Here is a 15,931-nt window from a genome sequence, read left to right as displayed (position 1 = left end):
GTAAAAATATTTTGTTCAGAGAATGGATGGAGGGAAGGCTGGAAAATGGAAGAATGAACAAAATGAACAGAAAAGGAGGAGCTAAATTTGGTGGCCAAAAGATATAAATTTTAAGAGGTACAACAATTAAAAGACTAAAACATTAAAAGACGATGGCCTATAATCCAACTACAATTGCCAATTATTTTATTACTACGTATGGAACGATTCATGCACCTCTTAGTATTGATAAACTGGTCTGTTTGACTTATTTCTCATACGGGTGGTACCTTGCATTCTCAGAAGGTAAATCAACCTTAATCAAAGAACCATTAATATGCAAAAGAAATGAAGCTACATTCGGTTCATTATTTGAGAATATGGTAGATTCCTGGGTGAATTATTACTATAAAAAATTGCCCAATCCACAGGGGAATCAAAGTATTTCAAAGGAAGATGTGCGCCTGCTGGACCGGGTATGGAATACATACGGACATCTTCCACGCCTTCGCGGCATCGCCTTTTATAATGGAGACACGCCCTGGAAACAAACCGTAGTAACAGGACGTTTAATCATACCAATGCACCTGGTATACGCTTATTTTAAAAACATGTTAATCATGTCAGGCACCAATGCCGCATAATCCAAATTAAATATGAATACAGACATCATCCATAGTTTGAACCCGGAATCATCAATGCCTTTTAATGACACCTATACATTATTAAATAATAATGACAAGGATGAAATAGATGATCCAGAATATAATTCTGCAAGGCTGGATAGATATATCACCGATACTGATCTCAGGAAGCATATTACTTATTCCTTTATTTTCAATATCACGCTTTGGTTATCCGGTGTGTTAAGTGTACTATATTTTAATAGTTGCTTTTTAAAATTGAATCTATCAGATCCTGTACTGATCACACTATTGACAACATCTACATTAAACGTAATTGGCATGATGACGATTATCTTAAAGAACCTATTCCCCATACAGCCTGAGAAATTAAAATCTCAGGCTGTATGGTTTTAAAATTAAAATCCTGACGCTATTCCTAATTTCACAAAACCAGAACTCATTTTGTAGTTATCAATTTAAAATACCTATTCATAAAATGAGCTCTAATATAAACACAACAACCCAATCAAACACATCACCTCAGTCAAAATCCCCCCATCAAAACCTTTGCACCAAATACTCCTCCTCCAAATCCAACTGTGCCAAATGCTTCCTGATAATCTCCTCGTCAATACTATCCTTCTTATTCATCTTCCTCAATATCCCACGCTGCTCATTGATCAAATCCGTCAACACCACCTTATACCGCGCTATCTTATGCGTCACCTGCTCATTCCCCTCCTCCGAAGCAATATAATTCTCCGCAAATGTCACACCCCCCTCCAATCTCGCCTTCAACGACTTCAGCAAATCATTTCCCGCGATCTCCTCCCCATACTTATTATTCAACAAAGCCAGGCCATACGAGGCCATCTTTTTTCGCATAATCGCCTCCTGCTCATGCTCCGGCATAAAAAACCGATCCTCCCCCAGATTCACCCACTTCACCACCAATGGCAAAGTCAGTCCCTGGAACACCAACGTAATCAGGATCACCATAAAAGTGATAAACAAAATTAAATCCCGCATCGGAAACACATGCTGCTTATCCAACATCAAGGGTATCGACAATGCCGAAGCCAAAGACACCACCCCTCTCATTCCCGCCCATCCAAACACCACCGGCAGGCGCCAGCCAGGGTTATTATCCGCCGTCCTGATATACCTGCTCACCACCCTCGTAAACAAAGAAGCACCCATCGTACACATCATCCGCATCACAATCACCACAAACGTTATGACCAGGCTATACTTAATCGCACTCCACAAAGACACCTCTCCCAACTGCTGCACAATCACCGGCAGCTCCAGCCCTATCAGCAAAAAGATAATCCCATTCAATACAAACCCTATCGTAGACCATACATTTACCCCCCTGATCCTGCTCAGGTGCGATAAAAAATGATGACTCTTATTCGACATAAACAATCCCCCCGTCACCACCGCCAATACCCCCGAAAAATGCATACTCTCCGCGGTTATATACATTACATAAGGCGCCACAAATGTCAACACCGTGTCCATACTTGCATTCGTAGGCAGCCAACGATGAATGGCATAAAAGACCATCCCTACTGCCAGCCCCACAAGGATCCCCATCGAAATCACCAGGCAAAAACTCGTCACCGCTTCATGAAATACAAATTTCCCAGTCGTCACCGCAATCAGTGCAAACCGGAATACGATCAAACTCGATGCATCATTCAACAAACTCTCCCCTTCCAATATATTCACCAGCGATTTTGGCACCTTTACCCCTTTTAAAACAGTCGTAGCCGCTACCGCATCCGGTGGAGAAATAATCCCTCCCAATAAAAAGCCCAGCGCCAGCGTAAAGCCCGGAATCAGGCTACTGGATACGATCGCAATCACCCCGGAGGTCAGGATCACAATCAGGAAGGCAAATGAACTCACAATCCGCCGCCAGCGCCACAGGTCCTTCCAACTGGTTTGCCAGGCGGCTTCATATAATAATGGAGGCAGGAAAATCAAAAAGATCAATTCCGGGTCAATGCTGATCTGGGGTAATCCGGGGATGAAGCTGAGCGCTAAACCACCGATCACTAATACGATCGGATATGAGATCTTTAACCGCCCCGCGAGCATGACTAAAAAAAGTATGACTAATAGAATTCCAATGTAGACCGTAAAGGTAAAATGCATATGGGCACCAGATTATAGATTTTGGTATAAAAGTTCTCAATAAGTAAAAGGCAGGGTTGGCTATTTTCTATTTCCTCAAAGATCCCAATATAAACAATCTTTCTTAATCCATATCTTTGCCGCCCATGGAAGCAATCATCTTTTGCGGCATCCAGGCCAGCGGCAAATCCACCTTTTACAAAGAACACTTTTTCAATTCACATGCCAGGATATCCCTTGACCTGCTGAATACCAGGAATCGTGAAGATATTTTCCTGCACGCCTGCCTCAATACCCAAATGCCCTTCGTGGTAGACAATACCAACCCTACCCGTAACGAACGACAGAAATATATTGCCCTTGCCAAACACAGACACTATACCGTTAAATGCTATTATTTCCAAACAGGACTACAGGACGCCCTTTCACGTAATAACACCCGGCATGGCAAAGCGCTCATCCCGGAATTTGGTATCAAAGCCACCCTGCGCAGGTTCGAAACCCCTGAACTAATCGAAGGCTTCGATGCTATTTATTATGTAAGACTGGAAAATAATAGCTACTCTATTCAAAACTACTCACACGAAATTTAATTCATTCTCATGAAATTCGACGAACTAGACAGCAAAATGCGGGTATACGAAACCGCTCATGACACCATCGTTCTCCCCAACATCTTCATGGTCGCACGCATTGACGGGCGTGGCTTTACCCGCCTCACTAAAGAGCTCAATGATTTCGAAAAACCCTTCGACATGCGCTTCCGCGACATTATGATCGAAACTGTCAAACACCTCATGCAATGCGGTTTCAACATCCTCTATGCTTACACTGAAAGCGATGAGATTTCCCTGCTATTCGACCTCCATGAAAACGCCTTCGGCCGCAAGATCAGGAAATACACCTCTATTCTTGCCGGCGAGGCCAGTGCTAAGTTTTCTTTACAACTGGGCCAGGTAGCCGCTTTTGACTGCCGGATCTGTGAATTACCCAATGCCCAACTGGTGCAGGATTATTTTCGCTGGAGGAATGAAGACGCCCATCGCAATGCACTCAGTGCCCACTGCTACTGGATACTGAGAAAAACCGGGAAAACCGCCAACGAAGCAACAAAGGTGATCAATCATTTATCTACCGCCGAAAAGAATGAATTGCTTTTCACACATGGCATTAACTTCAATGAGCTGCCCGACTGGCAAAAAAGAGGAATAGGTATCTATTGGGGAAAGACTGAAAAAGAAGGGATGAACCCTGTTACCGGCAAAACCATGACAGTGCAGCGAAGAACATTGATTGTAAATGATCAGCTACCCATGAGAGAAGAGTATAACGGGTTCATAGAAAAACTATTAAACAACCAGGGATACTAACGCTTCCCACTCACATACTTACTCCCCTCCACATAAAACCGGTAATCCAACAACGCATCCGCCCCGGCATAATCTACCCCTATGCGGGGCGTTGCTACCACCTTTTCTACCACATACCCATCATCCGCCAGGTAAAACTCCTTCGAATACAAACTATAGCCCGTATGCACCTTGTCAATCCCCAAAGCCTTACTCACATTGCCCGGGCCACGCGTTAATGTAAAATCCGCCTTCGCTTTCCCCGTCCTTTTCAACATCGTTGAAATCCCCTCCAGCGGCTCCGCTGCCCTGATCAACACCGCCTCCGGAATATCCGCCTTATTCGTCACTATATTAAACAGGTAGTGAATGCCATAACACAGGTACACATACGCATTTCCCGCCGTGCCAAACATCACCTCTGTGCGGTTCGTACGCCGCCCGCCATACGCATGGCTGGCCTTATCCACCACACCTCTATATGCCTCTGTCTCCACGATTCTCGCCGTTGTCAATACCCCATCAAACCTGGTCACAATCACCTTACCCAATAATTCACGCGCTATTACCAGTACATCAGGCCTGTCATAAAATTTCGCAGTCAGTTTTTTCATCAATATGAATATAAATAAAAAATCAGCGCCAGGAAAGGCGATCAATAACAAATTCAATCTTGCCGCAACTTCAGTTTCACAGGTTCCCCATTACTCACTAATGACGCATAACCGTTACGCAGCTTCGTACACGCCCTTCTTTCAATTGCAAAGCCTTCCTCACTTGTGCTGAATCAGAATACACATCAGCGTAAATCATTAATATGGTTTTGCCAGCAAAAACACCGGGCACCAGGACAAACAAGTCTTCTCATAAAATCCATCAGACCTTTCAACCTAACACAAAGAAGATGCAAATTAAAATATGTCATAAAAAAAATACAAGCCTGCCTATTGTATCCTATTCAAAAAAAACTATTTTGCGCTTCTTTCCTTTTACATACTATGCAACACCCTCCAATCACCCGCAAGCTCCACGGGCTTGACCATCTTCGCGCATTTGCCATCACTTTCGTCTTCCTGTTCCATTACAACGTATTCAGTCATCCCAACTGGATTTCCACCATCGGTAGTTTTGGCTGGACAGGCGTAGACCTCTTCTTCGTACTCAGTGGCTTCCTCATCGCCGGCCAACTATTCAGCGAAGAGTCCATTTCCCTAAAGACCTTCTATACCAAAAGGGTCTTCCGCATCTTTCCCGCCTATTTCTTCATTGTAGCACTGTACTTCCTGTTTCCGTACCTGCGGGAACGTGATACCCTGCCCCCACTCTGGAAATTCCTGACCTTCACCCAGAACATGGGCCTCGATCTCAAAAACACCGGCGCTTTCTCCCATGCCTGGTCTTTGTGTATTGAAGAACAGTTCTACCTGGTCTTACCTATCTTAATTATCTTTTTCAGAACCTATCACCTCAGCAAAATCGCGCCATGGTTCATTGGCTCCCTCTTCCTTGCAGGTTTCGGCGTTCGCCTCTATTGCTGGATGAACTTTTACCTACCCGCCACAACGGATACCTGGATGGTATGGTACAAGTGGATCTATTACCCCACTTTCAGCCGCCTGGATGGCTTGCTCGTTGGCATCAGTCTCGCAGCCATTAAAGAAAGACTCTACAAATACAGTACCCCATTGCTCATAGCAGGGCTCCTGGTACTTGCAGGGGCTTACATCTTATGCGAGGATGAAAACCTGTTCAATGAAAGTATTTTCGGTTTCCCATTGATAGCCATCGGTTATGGCTGTATCGTAGCCGCCGCCGCAAGTCCTGCCTGCTTCTTATATAAACATGGTAATGTGCTCACCCGCTCATTGGCAGCACTCTCCTATGCCCTCTACCTGAGCCATAAGATAGTCATTAACGTGACCCAGAAAATAGTCTCGCAATGGGGAATCGATAAAAACAGTACGATCATGTTTGTCATTTGCACACTCACCTGCCTCACAGCTGCATGGCTAATGAGGTTATTAATTGAAAAACCTTTTTTAAGATGGAGAGAGAAGATCCTTTTACATTAAAAAGCCTGACATCAATCCACCAAAGCGTCTAAAAAGGATATTAGCGCCTGCTGCTCCGCCTTACTCAATCCTAATGTATCTGATGATAATGTCTGGTGCATAACGGGTGAAACACCACCCTGATTGTAAAAGTCAATCACCTGTTGCATGGTACTAAAATTGCCATGATGCATATAAGGCGCTGTCGCAGCCGCATTTCTGACTGTTGGGGTCTTGAACGCACCTTCATAAAAGGTAAGGGGAAACACCGCAATCCTGCCCCTGTCAGTATCTGCTACCGGGTGTTGCAGATCACTGTTCAGGGGTACTCCTAATATTTCAAATTCTGTCCGGTTAAACAATGGAGGTGTTAAACCATTGAACAATGGCGCAAAATGACAACTGCCACAACGGGCCTTGCCCATAAAAATATTAAAGCCATGCTTTTGCTGCGCACTCATAGCTGATCTGTCGCCGGCTAAATAATGATCAAAAGGCGCATTAAAAGGAGTTAAAGTACGTATGTAAGCAGCCAGTGCCCTGATGATCTCTGCCTTCGGCATCTTCATTCGTGCTACGATACTATCATCCGTGCCCCCCATCTCCGTAGGGCTATGCAGCACCGCGTCTATCTGCTCTTCCAGGCTCTTTGCACGGCCATCCCAGAACTGTGCATACTGATAGGTGGAATATAATAAGGAAGGTGTATGCCTGGGTAAAAACCCGCCTGTTAAAGATGCATTCTGCGGCATTCCATCTGTAAAATGCTTTTCCGGTAAATGACAGGTGGCACAACTGCGCTGCCTGTTTCCAGATAATTTCTTCTCGGAAAATAAACGACGCCCCAAAGCTGTATCATAACCTATCTTCGGCGCGCTATTATCTCCATTCCGCAATACATCGCCCATCCCATCCACTGTAATGTCCGCGCCCTGTGTAAAGGTCTCTTTCTTAAAGGGATCACGCGAACCAAAGATCGCCGTTGTATTCAATGCCCTTACCGTATGCGTTGCGGCCTGTTTCGCCAACATCGCTTGTATCGGCATAGTATAATCAGTAATAAAGGTCAAACGATCAAAACTGTTGTAATCAGGATGAGCTGCTAAATAAGCATAAGCCTTCGTCATCGCGGTACGAATACTATCTATACCCACTACATTGCTCAATGCATCCATCGCTGCAGCTGCCTCCGGGATCCCACACTGTAATGAAGGCGCATCATAACCCGTAATATACAAACTCTGAATCCGGATCAGTTCCAACTGGATGCTCTCCATTACCTGCGCATCCGTTGCCTTGAAATTATATAACAAAGCAGGCAGACCTGCCGCCGTTTCTGCGACGATGTCTGCCTGCTGCATCAATTCTTTTTTAGATGCATGACTAAATAATAAAGCTTCTATCTGCTGAAATCCCACCGGCTCCTCATATTCTATATAAGGTTCTTCCACCTCATACTTTGCCGGTGTATTGAACACATAAGCCTCACTCACAAAAAAATATTCCATGAAAAACGAAATGCGCTTATACGCAAGCCGGCATTCCTTCAATGCCTGTTTCGCCTGCTCTACAGTACCCTCTTCCTTCACATCATATTTCGAAACCGCCAGCTGCAATGCCTTTGTAGTTAACGCAAACACAGCCTGCTGCGCTTTAAAATACCTGATCGTTTGCTCCGGGTATCCTTTCGGTGCTTCGCCTACTATCCCCAGGCACAATAACAAACACAAAGCTGTCAGCACCTTTATCTTCTTCATCGCGCAGTAATTGTAAATGTATCTTTTATACACCCTTCCTTATCCTCTACCGTATAAGTCTTCGTGCCTTTTGCAGGCTTTACTGTAATGGACTTTGAAGTCTGATGCTGCTCACTCCATTTATAATTACCAACAAATGATGCCGTTAATGTCAGCGCCTGCCCTGCCTTTGCCCTCATCACATGCTGCTTGTTCACGTCCTTCATCATCGTGAAACGATCCCTGATCACACCATCCGCACAAATCCATTTCAGGTCCAGGCGATTGTTTTCAATCTCCAGCAATGAGGCACCACCATTCATATCATTAGCATACTGCATGGCCTTGTGCGGATAGGTCGTTTGCCGGCCACCGAGCTTGCCCGCAGAACCACTTACAACGTATACAGTACCCGCATTCAGTGAATCCTTTACATACGGACAACTATTCTCACTCCCATCATACAACCCTGAAGAACGGCTCAGGTTATGCACTGCAGGATCAAATGAATCCATCATACCATAATGTCCTTTCATCAAACGGGAACGCTCATAATCATGACTATGTCCACACAAGATCAGATCGACCCCATTCCGTTCCAGGATCCGGATAAAATTCTCACGGATGCTGATCAGATCCTCTGCCTCATCAGAATTATGAGAACCCATGGTATATGGCGGATGATGCCAGTAAGCTACCACCCACTGCTTATTCTTATTTGCGGCCAGGTCGCGCTTTACCCATTCTACCTGTGGCCCCAGGGTATCATACAATTTATATTGCTCCGCTTCCTTACCATAACTATCCAGTGAAATAAAATGAACATTGCCAATATCAAATGAAAAGAAAGCCTGTGTATGAGAAGGTACCCCACCATCTTCTGCCTCTGTCGGCATAGAGAAATTCTGATAGTAAGCAGTCTTGTGTGTACGTACCGCTACTTCTACCGCACCCGGAAAATCATGGTCGTTATAATCATGGTTACCAGGTGTGGGATACATTGGATGCTGCTTTAGCAAATCATCCTTATACACGTTGAAGAACTTGGTCTGGAACTCCTGATCCGTGCCACTTCCATACGCATTATCACCCAGCAGGATCCAGGCATCCATATAATTGCTGCCAAGGTAATTCAGCATAGACTGTTTTACATTTCGCTGGTTCGCTGAGTTGTTCCCACAATCCCCAAAAGCACCTACCCTGATCAGGTTCTTACTACCCACTTCAGGCAAGGTGTAAAAGTAGTTATTGGCATCTCCCTGCAGGGTATCTGCAAAGGTGCCGACTGTATAATAATAACGCGTGTGAGGCTTTAACCCTGTTATTCGTACAATATGCTCAGTCGTTATCGTTGAATCGTCTTTCTGCAGATCCCATTTATTCACCATCGTACCAAAACGTACCCGGCTACGCGTAGCCACATTCGTACGCCAGCGAATCGTCATCCCGGTTGGAGAACCCACCTGCAGATACGGGCCACGGATCACCGTGATCGGATCTTCATCCCCATCACTGCTCTGCGCGTGTACGGTTAAAAACGAAAAGAATAATAAACAAAGTAGCCACCATCCCTGCTTCATATTACTATATGATTTTTATGTTAACTTTATCTGTGTAATCCCTTTTTCCGTAAATAAGCCAGCAGTTCTTCCGGTTTGTCTGTCTGAATCACATTGATCTGTTTCTTCTGCAACAGCGAATCAAATCCCTGCTCACCCAGGTCATCGTAGTCTCCCAGCGCATTCATCCACACTCTCATGTTAGCTTTACGTACTACCTGCATCAGGCTATCTGTATAACAACCATCATCTCCATGCAAGATAGGATATCGGCCCTGTTTTACCACTGCCATTGTCTCCGCTGCATTGTGCACCCTTGGCATCACGGGTATATCAGGGTCTATTGCCCGCACAAGATCTGCATCCTTATAATCGTATACAAAGAACAATACCTGCTTTTCCATGCCCATGTCCTTTACCATTTTGCAGGTAGCAAGCATCGCACTCTTTGTATCTGCTTTGAAATCTATATCGATCATGATTTTTCCCCTTGCCATTTCCAATGCCTGCCGGAAAGAAGGAATGCGTTCCTTTGTCACCACACCCTCTCTTTTTAAATGCAGGGCCTGTAGCTCAGAGAATGTCATATCCGCTACTTTCCCATGTCCGTCTGTTTTCTTATCAATGCCTTCATCATGCATCAACACCAATACCCCGTCCTTTGTTTCCCGAACATCTATTTCGATGATATCAATCCCCTTGTCAATAGCCGTTTGGATAGCGGGCAGGGAATTCTCCGCGTACACCCCGTGATCCGCACGATGCGCTGCCACCAGTATATACTGGTGATGATGATAGAAGTCTTTGATAATATGATCTACCGGAGCCATTGCTAACAGTAAAAATAATAGCTTATTCATTACCTGTTTCCTTTTTGTTTAAGATAATTGATCAGTGCTCCCGGATGATCCGTTTGTAAGCCCTGCACAGGCGTATCCAGGGCCTGCTGCCAGCTGAGCGGACCTTCTTCCTTCGCCTGCACATCCAGCCATACGGCCACATTTCTCTTTTTAAATACTGCCAGCATCTCCCCTGTATACTGGCCCACATTGCCATCAATTGCAGATACCGGGTACCTGTCAAAGAATGCATCCAGATCTTTTACATCATCAGGTATACTCGTCATCAATGGCATCTTTGGTGCCACCCTTTGCCATGCATCCACCTGCTCCAGGGTATTGCAGTATACCACTATATGCTTTTCCATACCTGCCCTTTTGATCAACGGATACACGATTTCCGGGTCCGCCTCTTTAAAATCAAGATAGATATTCACCCTGCCCTTACACAGTTTCAGCACATCGGTAAATGAAGGCACGTCCTTATTCAACTCCGAAAGCTCTCCATGACTAATATATAATCGTCCATCTTTAAACGTTCTCAAATCTACTTCCACATAATCTACCCCATCTGTTATTGCCCGCGTATATGCTGCCAATGTATTCTCTGGTAAAACAGTGTGATCGCCTCTATGGGCGATCACTACATGTTTATGCTTTACTACTGGCAGCAATGCTATCATCAGCATTAAATAAAATTGCATAGCTATCAAATTATCATTTTAAATACCACATCTTTGTTGTCAGTGCATCCGTACCTTGCCGGGTAACTGCTGCATTGTATTCATCCAGGTTATACGACTGCTCCGTAGTAGGATACTTATACCTGGACGGAATTTCAGAAATAGCTGCCAGTGGCCCTGTCACGAACACAGGATAACCCGTTCTTCTCTGGTCAAACCAACCTTCCGGTCCTTTCAGGAAATTCGCAATCCACTTCTGTGTGATCAGCTGTACCAGGGTACCATTGTATTGTACAGCTGCCTGTGCCAGGTAAGTAGCCTTCGCACTTGCAGAGATACCATAAGCATCCAGTGAGGCACTGATACCCTTTATATACAGGGAAGCCGCGGTTTCATCATTCACCGTAACTTTCCCCTGCTGCATCACTTCTGCCAGGATAAAACACTGCTCTGCATAACTCATCATACTAGCCTTCAGCAGGTTATTTTGGTTAGCATAGAAGATCGGCGCCATCTTAGAGATATGCGTCTCCCCACCATTGTAATCATAAGGAGATGCAATCGCATTGGGTACGCCTACATACAGGTTTGCATCTACTGTATAACCTGCCGTAACTGATACAGGCGCTGCCCATACAGGCAATCTTGGATCATGCAAACGCAGCAGGGTATCTACGATCTCCTTAGCCGGTTTGTACTTATCGATCTCAGTCGCCTTACTGTTCAGGTTCCCCCCCGGCCAGCTATCAATTGCATTCACACCTAAGTATTTCAATGCCGCATCATCATTATTGCTTTCGAACAAAGGATACTTTGCCGGATCGTTCAGCATGTTCTGCATCTCCGTATAGGCAGTAGCCGATTTCTTTGCCATACGCAGCAGCAAGCGTAAGTGCAGTGCATTGGCAAACTTACGCCAGTTCAATGCCACACCTCCATACAGGATATCATAATCCGCATCGATGGTCTGTGCATTTGAAGCCAGCGTATCGTTTGCCGCCGTAAGTGTGGCCAGCAGCGAAGGATAGATATCCTCCTGCCGGTCATATCCGGGATGTACTATACTACTGTCTTTAGATAGTAAGGCCTCACTGTACGGTATGTCTCCATATAAATCTGTAATATAGGCGAAGTTGAATACCTTAATAATATCTGAGATCGCCGTGTACTGCAACATACCTTTCGAAGCGGCCAGGTCATGAAAGGTCTTATTGTAGGTGAGCGCACCATAATACCCATCCCAGTTTATACCAGCCCAGCCAAACAGGTCATCACCTTCATTACGCACCTTGGTGATATAACGTGCTGCTTCTGCCGGCTTGTCCAGGAATGCATCATCCTGGTAAGGATATGCAGTCTTTACCAGCGCTGTTGTAAGCAGGTATTGCGGATTGACAGTTGTCGCCGTGTTTGGATCCGTATTGATCTCCGAAAAATTCTTCGTACATGCACTTAACAGGAACAATGCACCAATGGCATAGATCTTTTTCATATAGTTGTCGAATGAATATTAAAAGTTAAGACCCAGTTTCACACCATAAGAACGGGTATATGGCAGTGACCAGCTGGATGTACCAGGGGTAATGCTTCCGCTCTTGATCGTCATCGCAGTTTCAGGATCGTATCCTGCACCAGCTGCCGTCCAGCTAAAGAGGTTACGGGCTATCAATGACACACTCAGGTTAGAAATGGGCAGTCTGCCTGTCTGCTCCTTGCTGAACAGGTAGGTCAGGCTCACTTCACGCAGCTTTACATAGGTAGCGCTGAATGTATTGCGGGCATGCATTTTCCAATAGTAGTCACCGTAGTATGTTTCCGGATCGGTGATATTGGTATTTTTTACATAGCCTCCGTTCTCATCTGCGATATAACCATCTTCGATCATACCGTCGGTACGGTCGCTGGTACCATCATTCCATGCCAGGCCACCATGTGCCAGGTCACGGCCTTTCAGTGTATTGGTAGTACGGCCGTCAGACAAGAGGTTCATGAACATATAAGAAAAGAACTTGCCCCCCTGGCGATAGTCGATCAGCGTATTCAATGTGAAGTGGCCATAGCTGAATGTGTTGGTGATACCCAAAGAGAAATCAGGATTGTAGTTGCCAATCTTCACAAGACTGGTAGCGTTCTGGCTATGTCCTGTTTCGTCCAGCAACTCCATTCCCTTATAAGGACCATCCGGCACTTTTTTCCAGGTATTACCATACATGTCGCCCAGCGATTCTCCTTCACGTACCTGGTATTGCATGCCTTCGGCAGTACCCTGCAGATAAGAAGTAATGCCATTGGTCAGCGCAATCACCTTGTTCCTGTTACGGGTAAAGTTTGCACCAATATCCCAGATGAACTTACCGGAGACCGGGGTACCATGTATCGCTACTTCCCAGCCCCTGTTGCGTATTTCACCGGCATTGATAATACGGGCACTATAACCGCTTGCCATGGTAGTAGGGATCTGGATGATCTGGTTACGGCTATCGGTCGTATACCAGGTAGCTTCGATGCCCAACCTGTTGTTGAAGAATTTCAGATCCGTACCTACTTCATAGGAAGTAGCGATTTCCGGCTTCAGGTTGTTGTTTTTTAATGTAGTGCTGAACGTTGCCATCTTCACATTACCCCAGTCAGGAGAGCTGAAGCTAAAACTGTTGTACAGGCTGTAAGGATCGGTATCCTTACCTACCTTAGACCAGTTCACTCTTACCTTGGCATAAGAGAGTGCACCATGTTCAATCTTCAGCATGTCGGACAGGATCAGGCTCAAAGAGGCAGAGGGATAAAAATAGGAGTTGTGATTGGCAGGTAATGCACTGGACCAGTCATTTCTGGCACTCAGATCCAGGAATGCATAGCTCTTATAAGACAATTCACCCATTGCATACAAACTGTTAATGCGTTTGGTAGCCTTGTAAGAAGCATTGGTAATCGTACCGGCAGCAGCATTAGAGATGTTGTATACTCCCGGCATTACCAGCTGGCTGGCGGCCTGTGACTGCGTGTTAGAACGCTGGTCCATGCGGTTAGCACCTGCGCTTACGAAAAATGCAAAATCCTTAGGCAGACTTTTCTTATAGGTGAGCAGGAAGTCGGTGTTCTGCTCACTGCCAAATAAATTACCGACATAATATGCGCCATAAGGGTTCTGTACAGCACTCACCGCACGCTTGCTCTCATCAGTTTCGGTATACCAGTCGAGACCTGTACGGGCCATTAATGTCAAGCCCTTTGCCAGCTCCATGGTCAGCTGCACATTACCTGTTACGTGGTGACGGTTGTAGGCATTGGTTAACTGGTAGGCTACGAAGTAAGGGTTATCAGTACTTCCCTGATCCTGTGAGAACTGCTGCAGACCGTCTTTTCCACTTTGCCAGTAATCTTTCAGCAGTTTGGAATTGATGTTCGCCGGCATAGTATACAGGATATAACTGGAGCTACCCCTGTTGAAAGTAGGACGATTATTACTATTATTATTCGTATAGGCAATATTAGTAGTTACCTTCACTTTCGGACTCATCTCATAACCCGCAGAGAGGTTGATGTTGTTTCGCTGCAAACCTGTGTTAGGTGTGATACCTTTGTTTTGCAGGTTGGTATAAGAGAGGCGGAAATTACTCCCGGTAACAGCTACATTGCTGGTATAAGTAGAACCCGTTTCGTAGAAATCCTTTACCCTGTTAGGATAAGCGATCCAGTCTGTTGGCACCAGTTCACCATTAGCTGCTACGGGGCTGTTCCATTGAATGTGTTTCGAACCATCGTTCAGCTTAGGCCCCCAGGAAGCAGTAGACAGTGTATTAGTCGGATCTATAGAACCTGTTGCATCGCCTGCGCCAAATTCGCTCTGGAAATCAGGAAACTGCCATGCTTTATCATAGAGTGCACTGAAGTTTGCACTTACGTTCAGTCCTTTCTTATTTTTACCATTACCACTTTTGGTAGTGATGAGGATAACGCCATTGGCTGCACGACTACCGTACAATGCTGCGGCGCTGGCACCTTTCAGAACAGTTACGCTGGCGATATCGTCAGGACTTACATCGGAGATCGGGCTTCCATAGTCAACAGTTACCTGGCCTACAGGCACAGTCGGACTTCTGTTAGCCGAAGTAACAGGTACTCCATCCACGACAAACAGCGGCTGGTTATTGTTAGCAATAGAGCTGGCACCACGAATAGTGATCAGCACAGAACCACCGGGATCAGAGCTGGCAGAACGAATGTCGACACCCGCAACTTTGCCGGAGAGGCTGTTTACAACATTCACATCTTTAACAGTATTCAATTTAGAACCATCCATGGTAGCGATAGAATAACCCAGCGCTTTTTCTTCACGCCTGATACCTAATGCCGTGACAACTACTGCAGAGAGGTCTTTTACATCCGGTAATAATTGTATGTTCAGCATGGAGGAGTTACCAGCTTTGACGGTCTTGTTGACAAAACCTACAGCGTGGATGAGCAGGGTGCTTGCACCATTTACTTCGATGGTGTAGTGGCCCTGATCATCTGCCACCACCATTTTATTTGTAGCCTGGTCGGTGATCAGTGCACCCGGAACCGGTTCACCTTTATCGTTGGTGATGGTACCATTGATGATCTTGTGATCATTGCCGGTGATGGTAATGGTATTGCCGGGCATAATGCGCTGGATGGCATAGTCGGTATGACCCAGTTGCACGATAGTCAAACCCAGTGGTTGCAGGGCCTGCGCTACCTTGCTGGCATTGAAAGCACCCTGTTGGGGAAACTGCTCAAAGTTTACATATTTATTCGCCACAGTGGCGCTGTTGTAGTTAAAATTGACGTGAAAGATGTCTTCCATTTTCTGGAGCGCTGTAGCCAGCGAAACCTTTTCACTCACATAGTTATAGGCGATCGTGTTGGTATGAGCCCTTAGCTGCCAGACTTCCAGCAATAGGAAGACAGTCAGGATAAGATACCTGTTCAATTTGCGTTTCATAAAA

General features: G+C 45.5%; 13 protein-coding genes. 5 read left to right on the top strand and 8 right to left on the bottom strand.

The features are described 5' to 3' along the window. Positions 1-152 precede the first annotated feature (152 nt). Together U0033_RS32200 and U0033_RS32195 are read left to right on the top strand one after the other, a co-directional pair. The gene (locus tag U0033_RS32200; RefSeq protein ID WP_072363072.1) at positions 153-623 is read left to right on the top strand and encodes a Panacea domain-containing protein; all 471 of its coding nucleotides are present in this window, start codon (positions 153-155) and stop codon (positions 621-623) included. A 12-nt stretch (positions 624-635) separates the two neighbouring features. Then, positions 636-1,019, top strand: a complete 384-nt coding sequence (locus U0033_RS32195) for a hypothetical protein (protein ID WP_072363073.1) — start codon at positions 636-638, stop codon at positions 1,017-1,019. A gap of 144 nt (positions 1,020-1,163) precedes the next feature. Here U0033_RS32195 and U0033_RS32190 read toward each other — a convergent pair whose 3' ends face one another. Then, positions 1,164-2,768 (bottom strand): Na+/H+ antiporter, encoded by a 1,605-nt coding sequence (locus U0033_RS32190; protein WP_072363074.1) that lies wholly within the window; start codon positions 2,766-2,768, stop codon positions 1,164-1,166. A gap of 125 nt (positions 2,769-2,893) precedes the next feature. Between U0033_RS32190 and U0033_RS32185 the strand changes: the two genes are divergently transcribed. Beyond that, on the top strand, positions 2,894-3,340 hold the full coding sequence (locus tag U0033_RS32185) for an ATP-binding protein (RefSeq protein ID WP_072363075.1): 447 nt from the start codon (positions 2,894-2,896) through the stop codon (positions 3,338-3,340). A gap of 9 nt (positions 3,341-3,349) precedes the next feature. Continuing rightward, the gene (locus tag U0033_RS32180; RefSeq protein ID WP_072363076.1) at positions 3,350-4,117 is read left to right on the top strand and encodes a tRNA(His) guanylyltransferase Thg1 family protein; all 768 of its coding nucleotides are present in this window, start codon (positions 3,350-3,352) and stop codon (positions 4,115-4,117) included. On the opposite strand, the gene U0033_RS32175 is transcribed toward U0033_RS32180, so the two are convergent. Then, the gene (locus U0033_RS32175) at positions 4,114-4,710 is read right to left on the bottom strand and encodes a DNA-3-methyladenine glycosylase (protein ID WP_072363163.1); all 597 of its coding nucleotides are present in this window, start codon (positions 4,708-4,710) and stop codon (positions 4,114-4,116) included. The two genes, U0033_RS32180 and U0033_RS32175, sit on opposite strands and share 4 nt — an antisense overlap. A 384-nt stretch (positions 4,711-5,094) precedes the next feature. On the opposite strand from U0033_RS32175, the gene U0033_RS32170 reads away from it, so the two are divergent. Beyond that, positions 5,095-6,168 (top strand): acyltransferase family protein, encoded by a 1,074-nt coding sequence (locus U0033_RS32170; protein WP_072363077.1) that lies wholly within the window; start codon positions 5,095-5,097, stop codon positions 6,166-6,168. Positions 6,169-6,179: 11 nt separating this feature from the next. Here the strand turns inward: U0033_RS32170 and U0033_RS32165 are convergent, their stop codons facing one another. Genes U0033_RS32165 through U0033_RS32140 form a run of 6 tightly spaced genes read right to left on the bottom strand, consistent with a single transcriptional unit; the run spans position 6,180 to position 15,927 of the window. After that, positions 6,180-7,904: a cytochrome-c peroxidase gene (locus U0033_RS32165; RefSeq protein WP_083571644.1), complete on the bottom strand. Its 1,725-nt coding sequence runs from the start codon at positions 7,902-7,904 to the stop codon at positions 6,180-6,182. Then, on the bottom strand, positions 7,901-9,463 hold the full coding sequence (locus tag U0033_RS32160; RefSeq protein ID WP_072363078.1) for a purple acid phosphatase family protein: 1,563 nt from the start codon (positions 9,461-9,463) through the stop codon (positions 7,901-7,903). The genes U0033_RS32165 and U0033_RS32160 overlap by 4 nt, the downstream gene beginning before the upstream one ends. Positions 9,464-9,489: 26 nt before the next feature. Beyond that, on the bottom strand, positions 9,490-10,302 hold the full coding sequence (locus U0033_RS32155) for a glycerophosphodiester phosphodiesterase family protein (RefSeq protein ID WP_072363079.1): 813 nt from the start codon (positions 10,300-10,302) through the stop codon (positions 9,490-9,492). Beyond that, positions 10,302-10,985, bottom strand: a complete 684-nt coding sequence (locus U0033_RS32150) for a glycerophosphodiester phosphodiesterase family protein (protein WP_083571645.1) — start codon at positions 10,983-10,985, stop codon at positions 10,302-10,304. The genes U0033_RS32155 and U0033_RS32150 overlap by 1 nt, the downstream gene beginning before the upstream one ends. 13 nt (positions 10,986-10,998) lie before the next feature. Then, the gene (locus U0033_RS32145) at positions 10,999-12,456 is read right to left on the bottom strand and encodes a SusD/RagB family nutrient-binding outer membrane lipoprotein (RefSeq protein ID WP_072363081.1); all 1,458 of its coding nucleotides are present in this window, start codon (positions 12,454-12,456) and stop codon (positions 10,999-11,001) included. 18 nt (positions 12,457-12,474) lie between these two features. Further along, on the bottom strand, positions 12,475-15,927 hold the full coding sequence (locus tag U0033_RS32140; protein ID WP_083571646.1) for a SusC/RagA family TonB-linked outer membrane protein: 3,453 nt from the start codon (positions 15,925-15,927) through the stop codon (positions 12,475-12,477). Between the last annotated feature and the right edge of the window lie 4 nt (positions 15,928-15,931).

Source organism: Chitinophaga sancti (assembly GCF_034424315.1).
GTDB classification, from domain to species: domain Bacteria; phylum Bacteroidota; class Bacteroidia; order Chitinophagales; family Chitinophagaceae; genus Chitinophaga; species Chitinophaga sancti.
Note: the sequence above shows the minus strand (reverse complement) of the source record. Positions and strands in the feature narration are given on the sequence as shown.